Source organism: Streptomyces bluensis (assembly GCF_014650715.1).
In the GTDB taxonomy this organism is placed as follows: Bacteria; Actinomycetota; Actinomycetes; order Streptomycetales; family Streptomycetaceae; genus Streptomyces; species Streptomyces bluensis.
This window is the reverse complement of sequence record NZ_BMVM01000008.1, coordinates 278,097-291,328: the sequence shown is the minus strand read 5'-3', so window position 1 is coordinate 291,328 and position 13,232 is coordinate 278,097. Positions and strand designations below refer to the sequence as shown.

The following is a 13,232-nucleotide window of genomic DNA, read 5'->3' as shown; positions in this document are numbered from 1 at the left end:
GGGGGGAAGGCCCTGTCAGGCAACGCTCTTCTTGGTCGAGCCGCGCTCCCTGGTGGCGCTCTTCTCCGCCCGTGCCTCAGCTTCCTCTTCCTGCGGCCCCTTTCCTTTTCTGCTGCGCACGAGCCACGTCGCTCCGCCGACGGCGAGGGCGACCGGCCACTCCAGGGCGCCCGCCACGGTCAGCGCGCCGAGGCCTCCGTAGAACACGAGGTCCTTGCCCGACGCCCTGCCCGGCAGTCGCGACGTCGCCGACTGCGCGGTGATACGCACGTCGTCCCTGGTGAGGTAGGGAATCGGCACCGGCGGGTGCAGCGTACGTGTGTGCAGGTGCAGACCCGCACCCTCGTGCGCGTGCGTCTCCGCCCGCGGCTCGACCGCTCTGTCCTCGCGTGTGCTCTCCGCTGTCCTGGGCATCCCTGTCCTCCTCTCCGAGCCGGAACGTCTCCGCGTCGGATCGCCTCCGAGCCGGAACGCCTCCGAGTCGGTGTAGTGGATGTACTGGACCCCTTCAATTCTCGCGCGTCTCCGGCGCGTTTTCCCCCTTTTGTGTGATTTGCCTGGTTCGGGCGTGGATCTGTGGCTACCCGTGCACCCGGAGCCGTAGACGGAAGACGGGTGAGCGCTGTGGCGATACCGGCGATACCAGGGCTGGGACAACTGCGGGCCGTCATGTCCTCCGCGGCGGGTGCGGAGCAGGACCGGCCCGCAGCGCGTGTCCGGCGCGTCGACCGGCGCGCGCACGTCGCCGTGCGGGGGCTGCGCGAGGGGCACCTGCCCGAGTCCGCCGCGGCACGGCTGGCCGACGAGGTCGAGCGGCGGCTCGCCGCCCTGCCCGGCGTGGACTGGGCCGTGGCGAACGCCGTGCTCGGGCACGTCGTCGTGGCCACCGAGGCCCCGCCCGCCGAGGAGATCATGGCGGCGCTGGCCGATGTGGCCGAGGCGGTGGAGAGGGAGCACGGGGTCGAGGCGCCGCTGCCCGAGCATCCGCTCTCCGGCACGGCGATCCGGCGCGCGGTCTGGTCCATGGCCGTGCATGTGGCGGCGGTTCCCGTGGCCACCGCGGTCGGCCTGACCCGTCGCGCCCCCCTCCCTCCCGCACTCGCGGCCATCGTCCCGATCGTGGACAGCCAGCCCCGGCTGCGGCGTCTGGTGGAGCGGGCGATCGGTACCGGGAACGCCAGGGTGCTCCTGGCCGTGCTGACGGCGCTGGGTCACGCGGGCACCGGCGGTGTCGTCGGCAGCGCGGTGGACACCGTCCGCCATGCGCTGCGCGTGGCGGAGGCGAACGCGGAGAGCGCCGCCTGGGCCGCGGCGATGCCCCGCCTCACGGGCGACGCGCAGCGGGCCGGGGCCCGGGGCGGGGGCCGCCAGGCGCCGCCCCGCGAGTCCCCCCTGAAGTCCGGGCCCGTCGAGCGCTACGCCGACCGGGCGCCCGCCGTGGCGGCGGCGTCCTTCGCCGGATCGCTCCTGGTCACCCGGCGCCCCGCACGCGCTGCCCCGGCGGCGCTGGCGGCCGTCCCCAAGGCGCCGCTCCTCGCCCGCGAGGGCTTCGCCTGCGTCCTCGGCCGGGGCCTGGCCCACAGGGGCGTCCTCGTGGCCGACCCCGAGGCCCTGCGCAGGCTGGACCGGATCGGCACCGTGCTCCTCGACACCGACGCCCTGGCCACCGGATCCCATCTGCTGGCCGATCTGGTCGCCCTCGACGCCGATGCCCCGGCGGGCGAACTCGCCGCGACGGCCCACCGCCTCTTCGACGGCTCCGAACCCGAGCGCCCGCGGCGCGACGGCACGTGGGAACTGGGACCCGTCGAACGGCTGACCCTGCACGGACGCACCGGGGCGCGGGCCCGGGAGCGGCTGCGGCGCGACGGCGCACACCTCGTGCTGGGCCTGGCGCACGAGCGGCGCCTGATGGCCGTGATCAGCGTCCTGCCCGAGATGCACGACACCGCGAGCGCCTTCGTCCCCGCCGCCCACGCGGCCGGCCTCACCGTCGTGGCGGCGGGCGCGCACACCTCCGACGTGGCCGTCCGTCAGGCCGACGCCGTGGCGGACGGAGGCACACGGCTGGCCCACTCGGTACGGCGCCTCCAACGCGACGGTGAGGGCGTGCTGGTGATCTCGCGGAACCGGTCCGCGCTCAGGGTCGCCGACGTGAGCGTGGGCCTCGCGGACCCGCGAGGAGTCCCTCCCTGGGGCGCGGACCTGTACGCGGGCTCCGATCCGGCGGCCGCCGTCGTGATCGTGGAGGCCTGCCGCACCGCGCGGGAGGCCGCACAGCGCGGCGTACGGCTCGCCGAGGCGTCCGCCGTCATCGGCGCGACGGCCGCGCTGGCCGGGCGCGGAGGACGCCCGGCGGCCCGCAGCGTGTCCTCGTACAACGCGGCGGCCGGCCTGGGGACCGCCGTCGGCGCCTGGTCGGCCGTATGGCTGCTCCGGCGCCCGCTGCCCCTGCCCGCCTCGCACCACCCCTGGCACGCGATGGACCCGGACACGGTGCTCGCGCGGGCCGGCGGCCGCGACGAGGGGCTCACGGCCGAGGAGGTACGGGAGCGGGCCACCGCCCCCGGCGAGAAGGCTCCGGTGTCCTCGCTCGGCCGGGCGTACATGACCGAGATGGTCAACCCGCTCACGCCCGTCCTCGGCGTCGGGGCGGCCATGTCGGCGACCGTGGGCGCCGTCCTCGACTCCGTGATCATCGTCGCGGTCACCGCGCTGTCCGGTCTCATCGGCGGCTTCCAGCGGTACCGGACCGACCGGGCGGTGGCCCGGCTGCGGCGCGAGGCCGCCGTGACGGCCAGGGTGGTACGCAACGGGCGGGAGACCATCGCCTCCGCCGAGGACCTGGCCGTGGGCGACGTGGTGAACCTGAGCGCCGGCGACGTGGTGCCGGCCGACTGCCGTCTGCTGGAGGTCCACCACCTGGAGGCCGACGAGTCGGCACTGACGGGTGAGTCGCTGCCGGTGGCCAAGGGCGTCGCGCCCGTGCTGGCGTCGGACCTCGCGGACCGCACGTCGATGGTGTACGAGGGCACGACCGTGGCGGCCGGCACCGGCCGGGCGGTCGTCGTCGCGGTGGGCTCGGCCAGCGAGGCGGGCCGGGCGGCCATGGCCGGACGGGGCGCCGCACCCAGCGTCGGGGTGGAGCGCAGGCTGGCCCGGATCACCCGTACGACCCTGCCGGTGGCCCTCGGCTCCGCGGCGGCGGTGATGGCGGCGGGCATGCTGCGCGGGCGGCCCACCCGGGACACCGTCGGGGCCGGCGTGGGGCTGGCCGTGGCCAGCGTGCCCGAAGGGCTGCCGTTCCTCGTCTCGGCGGCCCAACTCGCCTCCGCCAGAAGGCTTTCGGCCCGGGGCGCCCTGGTCCGCGACCCCCGGACCATCGAGGCGGCAGGGCGCACCGACGTGCTGTGCTTCGACAAGACCGGCACCCTCACACACGGGCGGATCTCCCTGGTCGCCGTCGCGTCCGACGGCGACAGCCGGCCCCTCGGCTCGCTCGGGGACGAACAGCGCGCCGTCCTCGGCGCGGCCCTGCGGGCGACACCCCGCCCCCACGGTGACAGGGGGTTGTTCGAGCACGCCACGGACGGCGCGGTCACCGAGGGCGCCAGGGAGGCGGGGGTGACGCGGACGGCGGCCGCGCCGGGCTGGCGGCGCACCTCCAGCCTGCCGTTCGAGCCGAGCCGGGGCTTCCACGCGACGCGCGGCCGCAGCGGCGAGAACCTGATCCTCTCGGTGAAGGGAGCACCCGAGGAGGTCGTCGTCCGCTGTGCCACCCGCGGGGGCCGGCCCCTGGACGACGAGGGCCGCCAGGCCATCCTCGCGACGGGCGAGAGACTGGCGGCGGAGGGCCACCGCGTGCTCGCCGTCGCCGAACGCCGCGAGACCACCGACGGCAGGCTCACCGACGACGAGGTGACCGGTCTCGGCTTCCTCGGCTTCCTCGCGTTCGCCGACCGGGTACGCCCCACCGCGGCCGACGCGGTGCGCAGGCTCGTCGACGCCGGGGTGCACATCGTGATGATCACCGGAGACCATCCGGGCACCGCCGAGTCCATGGCCCGCGAACTCGGCGTCCTGGACGGCAGGCGGGTGGTGACCGGCGCCGAACTCGACGAACTGGACGAGCACGCCCTCGACGCCCTGCTGCCGGAGATCGGTGTCGTCGCCCGCGGCACCCCCGTCCACAAGGTCCACGTCGTGCAGGCCTTCCAACGCCTGGGCCGTACCGTCGCGATGACCGGCGACGGCGCCAACGACGCACCCGCCATCCGCCTCGCGGACGTCGGCATCGCGTTCGGCACACGCGCCACACCGGCCGCACGCGCCGCCGCCGACCTCGTCGTGACGGACGACCGCCTGGAGACCGTGCTGTCCGCCCTGGTCGAGGGCCGCGCCATGTGGGCCTCCGTACGGCAGGCCCTGGCGATCCTCGTCGGCGGCAACTTCGGCGAGATCGCCTTCACCCTCCTCGGCGCTCTCGCCACCGGAACCTCCCCGCTGACGGCCCGTCAACTCCTCCTGGTCAACCTCTTCACCGACCTCGCCCCCGCCATCGCCGTCGCCCTGCGCCCACCCCACCCCGAGGCCGCCGAACGCATGCTCCACGAAGGGCCGGAGGCCTCGCTCGGCGCGGCCCTCACCGAGGAGACCGTCGTCCGCGCGGTGGCCACCACCTTCGGCGCCACGGCGGCCTGGCTGCCCGCCCGGCTCACCGGCCGCCCCGTGCGCGCCCGTACCGTCGCCCTGGTCGCGCTCGTCGGCGCCCAGCTCGGCCAGACCCTGCTGGCCGGCGGCACGAGCAGGGCGATCGTCGTCTCCTCCCTCGGCTCGCTCGCGGCCCTGGCGGCCGTCGTCCAGACCCCCGTCCTCAGCCAGTTCTTCGGCTGTACGCCGCTGGGCCCGGTGGGCTGGTCCATCGCACTCTCCGCGGCAACGGCGGCGACGCTGAGTTCGCTGTTCCTCCCGGCCCTGATCGCCCGGATCCGGGCTGCGGGACGGTCTGTGAGCGCGAAGTCGATTGCGGGCGCGGCCCCGGGCGCGACCCGGGGTGCGAGGGCGGGTGCGACTACGGGTGCGGCCGCGGGCGCCGCTGCGGGTACGACCGCGGGCCCGGGCGCGGCTGCTACGGCTTCGGGGGCATCGCGGGCGCAGGGCCGCCCTGAACGGCAGGGGCACCGTGAAGGGCCGTCGCCGACGGCGCCGCGCTCATGGAGTGAACACGGCGCCGACCTGCTCGATCACGCGCTGGTCCGAGGAAGCGACATGCTCGCCCTCCGGACCGGAATCGGGATACCGCCTGGCTGAACAGGCGGTTCTACGGGCGGTTCCCTGACGTCGCTTCCCCGGCCCGGGGAAGCGACATCAGGTCAGTCCTGGCGGACGATGTTCGTGCCGGGCCCGCCGGAGAGCGTGTCCGTGCCGGGGCCGCCGTACAGCTCGTCGTCGCCGCTGTTTCCGTAGATCGTGTCGTTGCCGCTGTTGCCGTAGAGGATGTCGTTGCCGGGGCCGCCGTACAGGAAGTCGTCGCCCTTGCCGCCGTACAGGAAGTCGTTGCCGTCCTCGCCGTAGATCTCGTCGGCGCCGTCGCCGCCGGACAGGTTCTGCCTGCCCGCGCCGCCGCGGATCACGTCGTCGCCCGCGCCGCCGTCGACGGCGCTCTCGTCACCGCCCGAGTGGATCGTGTCGTTGCCGTCGCCGCCCTGCGCGATGGTTCCCTCGCCCGCGTCGATGGTGTCGTTGCCGCCTTGTCCGCGCACCACCGTGACCGCGCCCACCGTGAGGGTGTCGTCGCCGTCGCCGCCGTTGACATCGTTGCCCTGGACGCCGCTGGCTTCCGTCAGGGTGTCCTTGCCGGCGCCCAGGTCGATCGCGGCGAAGTAGTAGGCCTGGTCGGTGCTGTTGGTGTAGGTGACGGTGTCGTCGCCGTCCCCGAGAGCCATGCGCAGGGTGGCGTACGGGTCCTGGCTCTCCAGGGTGGTGACCTCGCAGGAGACCTTCGTGTGGTCCGCGCTGCTGGGGTAGGCGCAGCCGCTGCCAGCGGTGATCGGGACGACGTCGTCGATGACGTAGGTGATGGTCTCCAGGCCGCTGCTCTTCGACGCGGTGACGGTCACCTCGTTGGCCTGGCCGGAGGCGGCCGTGTAGGCGACCGACTTGCCGTCGACTTCGGCGGTGGCCGACGCCACCGCGGCACCGGCGGTACCGGCCAGCAGCACCGGAGCGACCAGCCCCGCACCGAGGGTCAGGGTCAGCGCCGACGTAATCCGCGGCATCCGGCGACCGACGAGACCTAAGGGACGAGAGGGCATTGCATAACCTCCGTGGGGGATATGTGGTGTGACGACACGTGAGACCCCAGGAGCGGGCACTTGGTTGTCCGGCCTCTCGTACGGGAAATCGGCCGCGGTGATTGCGCCGGAGCGGGCACATAGCGACTGACCAGCGGTGATCGACCGAATGGGGATGCGGTAATTCAGGGGCCCGTCAGCCACAATTCAACTTGAATTCACGTTCCACGAGAGGTGAAGAAAGCGGGGGAGGGAGCCGTGCGAAGTGAGGCTCAGCACTCCCTGTGGCGCGTCACGATGCCGCCGTGTAACAGCGGATGGACACCAGTTGGGACGGGCTCCATCGTTGCTCGACCGTGGCCATCAATTCCCAGCCCAGCCGCTCGTAGAGGGCTGCCGCCGCAGTGTCGGACGCCACGACGTCGAGCACCGGATGCACGCCACGACGACGTGATTCCTCCACGGCCCGGCCGATCAGCAGCGCGCCGATCCCGTGCCCCCGGGCCTGCGGGGCGACGAACAGCCGGCTGACCACCGCGGTGAGGTCCTCGCTCGTCCCGCTCCGCTCGCTCCACAAACCGGGGGCGAGATCTCCTTCGCCGCTGCGGGACAAGCTGACATGGCCGACGAGACGGCCGTCGAGTTCGGCGACCCAGGCTCCCAGTGAAGAAGCCTGCGACAACCACGCACCAGGCCGCTCGGGCCAGTTCACCGGGTACCCGTCATCTCGGTGGACCTCCGCGAGGACCTCCACGCACCTCTCGACATCGCCACCAGTCCTCGGCCGGACCCAGGGACCCGGAGTCCTCACAGCGGCCCCGAAGCTCTCCGCATTCACGTCGTCATGAAAACACAGCCCACGGCCCCGCCCAGTCGCCTACTCCGGCGTCACGATGCGCTCGACCGCTGCCGTCACCAGCTGTTCGCGCTCCGCTTCCGTGAAGACGTCCGGCAGGGTGAGCTGCTCGACGATCAGCCAGTTCAGGGTCAGGATGAGCAGCTTGACGGCCATGGCGTCGCCAGGGAGGCCCGAGGCCTCGTGGTAGGCGATGTTGGCGTCCACGTCGGCCCGGACCCGCTCGGTGAGCACCTTGCGCAGTTCGGGGCGGCGGGTGGCCTCCAGGCGGAGTTCGAGGAGCGCGAGGTAGCCGGTGCGGAAGGCGGCGACGCGGCCCACGAGTTCGCGCATCAGCTCCGCGTAGGTCTCCCGGTCACGGCCTGCCGCCCGCTGGCGGGCGATCGTGGCCTCGTCGGGCTGGAGCCGCTCGTAGACACGGGCGCCGGCCTGGGTGAGCAGGTCGTCGCGGCCGGCGAAGTAGTTGGACGCCGTGCCGACGGGTACGGCGGCCTCGGTGTCCACCGCCCGGAACGTCAGGCCCCGTGCGCCTTCCCTGGCCAGCACCTCGATCGCGGCGTCTACGAGGGCAGCGCGCCGTTGGTCGTTCCGTCTCACCATTGACACCACTCCAACTGTAGTACTACGTTCAAACCACTTCAGTCATAGTACTTCATGAGGAGTGATCAGGCTTGCGAAAGCTCGTGTACTACGTCGCTGTCTCGCTCGACGGCCGCATCGCCGGGCCCGGCGGCGAGTACGACTTCTACCCCGCCGGTGACGAACAGCAGGGCGCCGCCTACACCGCCTGGACCACCGCGCTGTACCCCGAGACCGTCCCGACCGCCCACCGCGCCGCCGCCGGCCTCACCGACGCGCCGGGCCGGCACTTCGACACCATCGTCATGGGCCTCGGCGCCTACCGCCCCGCCCTCGACCACGGGATCACCAGTCCGTACGCCCACCTGCGCCAGTACGTGGTGTCCAGCACCCTCAAGCCGGACATCGATCCAGCCGTCACCGTCGTCCCGGGCGACCCGCTCGCCCTCGTCCGCGATCTCAAGCGGGAGGAGGACACCGGCCTCGGTATCTGGCTCTGCGGCGGCGGCAAGCTCGCGGGCGCCCTCCTGCCCGAGATCGACGAACTCGTGATCAAGAACTACCCCGTGGTCGCCGGCGCCGGGATCCCGGCCTTCGACGGCGCCTTCGACCCCACCGTCTTCGACGTCGCCGAGCGCACCGCCTTCCCCAACGGCGTCACCCTCACCCACCTGACCCGCCGCCACCAGGCCGACCACGCGCCTGGGAGGAAGGCGGACCAGGCGGTGGCGTAGGCGGCTTCGAGGCAGCCGCCGCTCGCGCCGTCGGGCGAGCCTTGGCTGCCCCTGCGAACGGTCGGGCTTGGGGACGGCCGGGCTTCAGAACTGAATGCACCTTACGGTCTTCGCGGGATCCAAGTTCTTGATCCTGCCGTCGGCGGGGACGCTCCTGTAGGTGCCGCCGCATTTGCCCGCCGCCGTCACCTGCGACCAGAGCCTGACCTCGCGGTTGGTGGTGTTCTTGGCCGACTTCGCGGTGAACTGCACGAGCGGCACATCCCCGGGCTGGGCGTAACTTACCGAGTTGCCTTGCCCGTCCGCCTTTGAGTACAGCGTGACGCTGCTTGCGGCGAGTGAATGCGTCTGCGCGGCCTCGGCTACGGGGGCGACGCCCAGGCCGGCGAGAAGCGTAGCGACGGCAAGGGTCGTTGTCCGCTTGAACATGATGCGGCTCCTGTGCTGCAGGTAAATTTCCAGCCGACTGGCAGGAACTGGTACAGGGATACCGCGCAGATAACTGAAAGAAACCCGATGTTCAATAGTGCCGGAAGTACGTCAATGAGTGCCGGAAATACGTCAATGCGGAACGGGTCAAAGGTGGAGCTGATCGCGATTGACTACCTGAGGCGTTCATAGCATTTAATTCCCGTGCCGTGATTTCACTGGTCAGAGGTGGGCCGGAGATTGGCCTGCTCAGGCCCCGCGTGGGCCTCATCGCTGTGTACCAGATCGCTGATGCCAAGTCCGGCCTGCGGTGCGGCTGCGCGCTGGATGGCGAGGATGGCCGCGTCGTCGCCGAGAGCCCCTCGGGCGTGGGCGAGGAGATCCTGCTGGACGTGCTGGACGAATGCTTTGGGACGGCTCTTCGCGAAGAGACCGACCCGCTCCTGCAACGGGTAGAAAGCACGGCTACTGTCCCGGGCCTCCACAACGCCGTCGGTGTAGAGAATGAGGGTGTCACCGGTCAGGAACGAGAACGCGTGCAGGGAATCAGCATCCGGTTCCAGCTCCCACATGCCCAACGGCGGCGCGGTGTGCGGACCCGCGACGGTCATGACGCGGCCACGTCTGATCAGCAGGGGCGGCGGGTGCCCGCACACCGTCACCCGTGCGACAGGGCTGTGGTCAGGGATCTCCAACAGCAATGCGGTGATGAAGTGTTCCTGGGCCTCCTCGTCCGATTCCGGGAACTCGGATAGGTAGCGGCAGACGCTGCGGTCCAGGGCCCCGGCGAGATCGGGCAACGTGGCGTGTTGGTGGGCGGCCTCCTGGAACGCGCCCATCAGTGTGGCCGCCTCACCGATCGCGGCCAGCCCTTTCCCTCTGACATCACCGATGATCACCCGGGTGCGGCTGCCGGTGCGCGCCACCGCGTACAGGTCACCGCCGACACAGGCCTCTTTCTCCGCGGCCAGGTACGAGGACGCGAGGTGCAAAGGGCCCAGGCGGTCGGGCAGCGGGCGCAGCAGAGCCAGTTGCGCGGCCTCGGCCACCGACCGCACCTGGGCCAGCTCCGCCTGATGCCGGTCACGCAGGAGGCACACGAGCACGGCGAAGATCGACAGGACCGCCAGCCCGATGAGCTGGGCGACGTGGTTCGTGGTGACCAGCCCGGTACGTGAGGCCAGGTAGGTCTGGGCTCCCAGTGCCAGTGCCCCGATGCATCCCGTCAGCCAGGGGCCGGCGAACGCGGTGGTGAGGGCAGGGGCTACGACCAGCAGCGGGGCGAGGATGACAGATCCCGGGGTGTGCACGTCAATCAACGTGATGGCCAGGATCAGCGCAAGGGGAATCGCCACCAGCGCATGGCGCGAACGCCACAGCTGCCGTACCCGGGCGAGACGCTGCCCAACGTGCATGTCTCCAATGTGCACGATCCGCCGCGCATCCGACCCGGGCGAGCGTGGACGGCATGGTGCTGCGGCCCTGTCGCCGGCCCACCCCGCACAGGCCGAGGCCGATGAGCGCCAGGGCCGGGCGGCTCCGATCCTGTGCCCTGAGCGCTCCGGCCGGCCAGAGCGCTCAAGGGAAGTGTCAGCGGGCGGCGAGGAGTTCGAGGGTGTCGATCACGCGGTTCGAGAAGCCCCACTCGTTGTCGTACCAGGCGACCACCTTGACGTGGCGGCCGTCGACGCGGGTGAGGGCCGAGTCAAAGATCGACGAGGCGGGATTGCCCGTGATGTCGGACGACACGAGCGGGTCGTCGGAGTACTCAAGGACGCCGGCGAGCGGCCCCTCCGCTGCGGCGCGGTACGCCGCCAGCACGTCGTCGCGCGTGACGTCGCGGGCGACGGTCGTGTTGAGTTCGACGATCGAGCCCACCGGCACCGGTACGCGGATCGAGTCGCCCGACAGCTTGCCGTCGAGGTTCGGCAGCACCAGCCCGATCGCCTTGGCGGCGCCGGTCGTGGTCGGCACGATATTGACGCCGGCGGCGCGGGCACGACGGGCGTCGCGGTGCGGACCGTCCTGCAGGTTCTGCTCCTGCGTGTAGGCGTGCACCGTCGTCATGAACCCGTGCTCGATGCCGGCGAGGTCGTCGAGCACCGCGGCCAGCGGGGCGAGCGCGTTGGTGGTGCAGGAGGCGTTCGAGACGATCGTGTGCAGCTCCGGGTCGTAGGTATCGGTGTTGACCCCGAACGCCAGCGTGACGTCGGCGCCGTCCGACGGCGCACTGACGAGCACCTTCTTCGCGCCCGCGTCGAGGTGGGCGCGGGCAGCCTTGGCCGAGGTGAAGCGGCCGGTGGCTTCCAGGACGATGTCGACGCCGAGGTCGGCCCACGGCAGCTGCGCCGGTTCCCGCTCGGCCAGCACCGTGATCCGACGGCCGTCGACGACGAGGGCGTCCCCGTCGACGGTCACCGGACGCCCGAGCCGGCCGGCCGTGCTGTCGTAGGCGAGCAGCCGGGCGAGCGTGGCGGGCTCCGTCAGGTCGTTGACGGCGACGATGTCGAGGGCGCTGTCGCGTTCGAGCAGTGCGCGCAGCACATTGCGTCCGATGCGGCCGAATCCGTTGATGGCGATGCGAGTCATGAGTGAGGTCCCTTCCTTCGCCACCAGGCTCGCCCGCGGCTCGTGCAACTGACAGCGGCGGGATCGCCATGGTTCAAAAGGATCTCGCCATGACTGTCGCCACGCTGCCCTTCACCCGTGCTATTCACCCCGGGTGAAGGTGCGCCGGTACTCGCTCGGGGTGGTGCCGAGGATGCGCTGGAAGTGCAGGCGCAGGTTCGCGCCGGTGCCGAGGCCGACGTCGGCGGCGATCTGTTCGACGCTGCGCTCCGACTGTTCGAGCAGTTCGCGGGCCAGGTCGATGCGGGCGCGCATCACCCACTGCATCGGCGTGTAGCCGGTCTCCTCGACGAAGCGCCGGGAGAACGTGCGCGGCGAGACCCCGGCCTGCCGCGCCAGTATGTCGAGGGTGAGGGGCTCGCCGAGCCGGTGCAGCGCCCACTCTCGGGTGGTGCCGAAGCGCTCGCCGAGCGGCTCGGGGACGCTGCGCGGCACGTACTGGGCCTGGCCGCCGCTGCGGTAGGGGGCCGCGACCAGGCGGCGGGCCGCGTGGTTGGACGCGGCCACTCCGAGGTCGCCGCGCAGGATGTGCAGGCACAGGTCGATGCCGGAGGCGGCGCCGGCCGAGGTGAGCACGCTGCCCTCGTCGACGAACAGCACGTTCTCGTCGACCTGGACGAGCGGATGCTTCGCCGCGAGTGCACGCGTGTAGTGCCAGTGCGTCGTGGCGCGCCTGCCGTCGAGCAGGCCCGTGGCGGCGAGCGCGAAGGCGCCCGTCGAGATGGCGGCGAGCCGCGCGCCCCGAGCGTGGGCGGTGATCAGTGCGTCGACGACGGCCTGCGGCGGGTCGTCGCGGTCCGGGAACCGGTAACCGGGCACGAAGACGATGTCGGCCCACGCCAGCGCGTCGAGGCCGTGGGCGACGTAGTACGACAGGCCGTCGCCGCCGGTCACAAGACCGGGTGTCGCCCCGCACACCCGCACCTCGTACGGCATGCTCGCGCGGGTGGTGAAGACCTGCGCGGGAATTCCGACATCGAGCGGCTTCGCACCCTCAAGCACCAGGACGGCGACGCGATGCAGGCGGGAGGCTGACATGGGAAAGAGGCTACGTGGGGCGTGACGTCGATCCGCCGTGGTGAACGCGACGCGGGCGTACGCCACCACGGCCCGGGGGGCCTGTCCGGGCGTAAACGCACTCAACAAGACCGGATTCAGCCATCACGTAGCTGTCGTATGTTCTTTCGGCCGCCATTCTCTGGGCGTTCGGGGATTATTAACGGATCCCGTTGGATGCCCAGGTTTTGCTGTGGCGGCGAGATCCAGCGGATAGGATATCGCGCGCTGCTCGCGATGGCGGTCGGTGAGGTTGGCGGTGGGGGGGCGAGGCGCCGTGATTGAGCTGCAAAAACACACCCTGCAGGGCGGTGCCGCACGAGGCTCTGAACGCGTGTGCGCTTTTCCTGGCCTGCGACGTTTACGACTCGTCCACAACGCCGTCAAAAGATCATCACAAAGTGGTCCGCGCGACGGTGGGCCCTTTTTCTTTTGCATGGCGTTCGCGACAGGCTTCCGCGCCTGGGGTCACGAAGTGGACGTGCAGCGAGAAACACCGCTGCGTTTTCAAGACAAGATTCAAGACAAGCTTCAAGACAAGAGAAGCGTGGAGTGTGATGCCATGAACCGAGTCTGCAGAGACTCGCGCCGGTCGGCCCCAAGGCTTGTGGGGCCGCTGGCGCGCATCGGTTTATCTGTTCTTCTGCTGGCCGGCGG

The 13,232-nt window shown here is 71.5% G+C and carries 10 protein-coding genes; 2 read left to right on the top strand and 8 right to left on the bottom strand.

The features are described from left to right. Positions 1-15: 15 nt before the first annotated feature. The gene (locus IE262_RS21610) at positions 16-414 is read right to left on the bottom strand and encodes a hypothetical protein (RefSeq protein WP_189875741.1); all 399 of its coding nucleotides are present in this window, start codon (positions 412-414) and stop codon (positions 16-18) included. A 201-nt stretch (positions 415-615) separates the two neighbouring features. On the opposite strand from IE262_RS21610, the gene IE262_RS21605 reads away from it, so the two are divergent. Beyond that, on the top strand, positions 616-5,310 hold the full coding sequence (locus IE262_RS21605) for a cation-translocating P-type ATPase (RefSeq protein WP_189875739.1): 4,695 nt from the start codon (positions 616-618) through the stop codon (positions 5,308-5,310). A gap of 62 nt (positions 5,311-5,372) precedes the next feature. Here the strand turns inward: IE262_RS21605 and IE262_RS21600 are convergent, their stop codons facing one another. The 3 genes from IE262_RS21600 to IE262_RS21590 all read right to left on the bottom strand — a co-directional run bounded on the left by IE262_RS21600 (position 5,373) and on the right by IE262_RS21590 (position 7,749). After that, positions 5,373-6,278 (bottom strand): calcium-binding protein, encoded by a 906-nt coding sequence (locus IE262_RS21600; protein ID WP_189875737.1) that lies wholly within the window; start codon positions 6,276-6,278, stop codon positions 5,373-5,375. Positions 6,279-6,585: 307 nt separating this feature from the next. After that, a complete protein-coding gene (locus tag IE262_RS21595) occupies positions 6,586-7,047 on the bottom strand; it encodes a GNAT family N-acetyltransferase (RefSeq protein WP_134038949.1) in 462 nt (153 codons plus the stop codon). Between the two features lie 123 nt (positions 7,048-7,170). Continuing rightward, positions 7,171-7,749 carry a TetR/AcrR family transcriptional regulator gene (locus IE262_RS21590; protein ID WP_134038753.1) on the bottom strand — a complete coding sequence of 193 codons (579 nt, stop codon included), beginning with the start codon at positions 7,747-7,749 and terminating at the stop codon, positions 7,171-7,173. Between the two features lie 71 nt (positions 7,750-7,820). Here IE262_RS21590 and IE262_RS21585 point away from each other — a divergent pair, with 71 nt between their 5' ends. Beyond that, entirely contained in the window at positions 7,821-8,462 is a 642-nt protein-coding gene (locus IE262_RS21585) for a dihydrofolate reductase family protein (protein WP_189875735.1), read from the top strand. An 84-nt stretch (positions 8,463-8,546) separates the two neighbouring features. On the opposite strand, the gene IE262_RS21580 is transcribed toward IE262_RS21585, so the two are convergent. The 4 genes from IE262_RS21580 to IE262_RS21565 all read right to left on the bottom strand — a co-directional run bounded on the left by IE262_RS21580 (position 8,547) and on the right by IE262_RS21565 (position 12,557). After that, a complete protein-coding gene (locus IE262_RS21580; RefSeq protein ID WP_189875733.1) occupies positions 8,547-8,891 on the bottom strand; it encodes a hypothetical protein in 345 nt (114 codons plus the stop codon). A gap of 215 nt (positions 8,892-9,106) precedes the next feature. Further along, on the bottom strand, positions 9,107-10,306 hold the full coding sequence (locus IE262_RS21575) for a PP2C family protein-serine/threonine phosphatase (protein ID WP_189875731.1): 1,200 nt from the start codon (positions 10,304-10,306) through the stop codon (positions 9,107-9,109). A gap of 175 nt (positions 10,307-10,481) precedes the next feature. Further along, on the bottom strand, positions 10,482-11,480 hold the full coding sequence (gap, locus tag IE262_RS21570; protein ID WP_134038757.1) for a type I glyceraldehyde-3-phosphate dehydrogenase: 999 nt from the start codon (positions 11,478-11,480) through the stop codon (positions 10,482-10,484). Between the two features lie 120 nt (positions 11,481-11,600). Next, entirely contained in the window at positions 11,601-12,557 is a 957-nt protein-coding gene (locus IE262_RS21565) for a GlxA family transcriptional regulator (RefSeq protein WP_134038758.1), read from the bottom strand. Positions 12,558-13,232: the final 675 nt, after the last annotated feature.

Excerpts from the sequence above, each read along its gene's own strand:
- IE262_RS21610 (WP_189875741.1), bottom strand. The coding sequence starts at position 414 with ATGCCCAGGACAGCGGAGAGCACACGCGAGGACAGAGCGGTCGAGCCG.
- IE262_RS21575 (WP_189875731.1), bottom strand. The coding sequence starts at position 10,306 with ATGCACGTTGGGCAGCGTCTCGCCCGGGTACGGCAGCTGTGGCGTTCG.
- IE262_RS21590 (WP_134038753.1), bottom strand. The coding sequence starts at position 7,749 with ATGGTGAGACGGAACGACCAACGGCGCGCTGCCCTCGTAGACGCCGCG.
- IE262_RS21600 (WP_189875737.1), bottom strand. The coding sequence starts at position 6,278 with ATGCCGCGGATTACGTCGGCGCTGACCCTGACCCTCGGTGCGGGGCTG.
- IE262_RS21565 (WP_134038758.1), bottom strand. The coding sequence starts at position 12,557 with ATGTCAGCCTCCCGCCTGCATCGCGTCGCCGTCCTGGTGCTTGAGGGT.
- gap (WP_134038757.1), bottom strand. The coding sequence starts at position 11,480 with ATGACTCGCATCGCCATCAACGGATTCGGCCGCATCGGACGCAATGTG.
- IE262_RS21580 (WP_189875733.1), bottom strand. The coding sequence starts at position 8,891 with ATGTTCAAGCGGACAACGACCCTTGCCGTCGCTACGCTTCTCGCCGGC.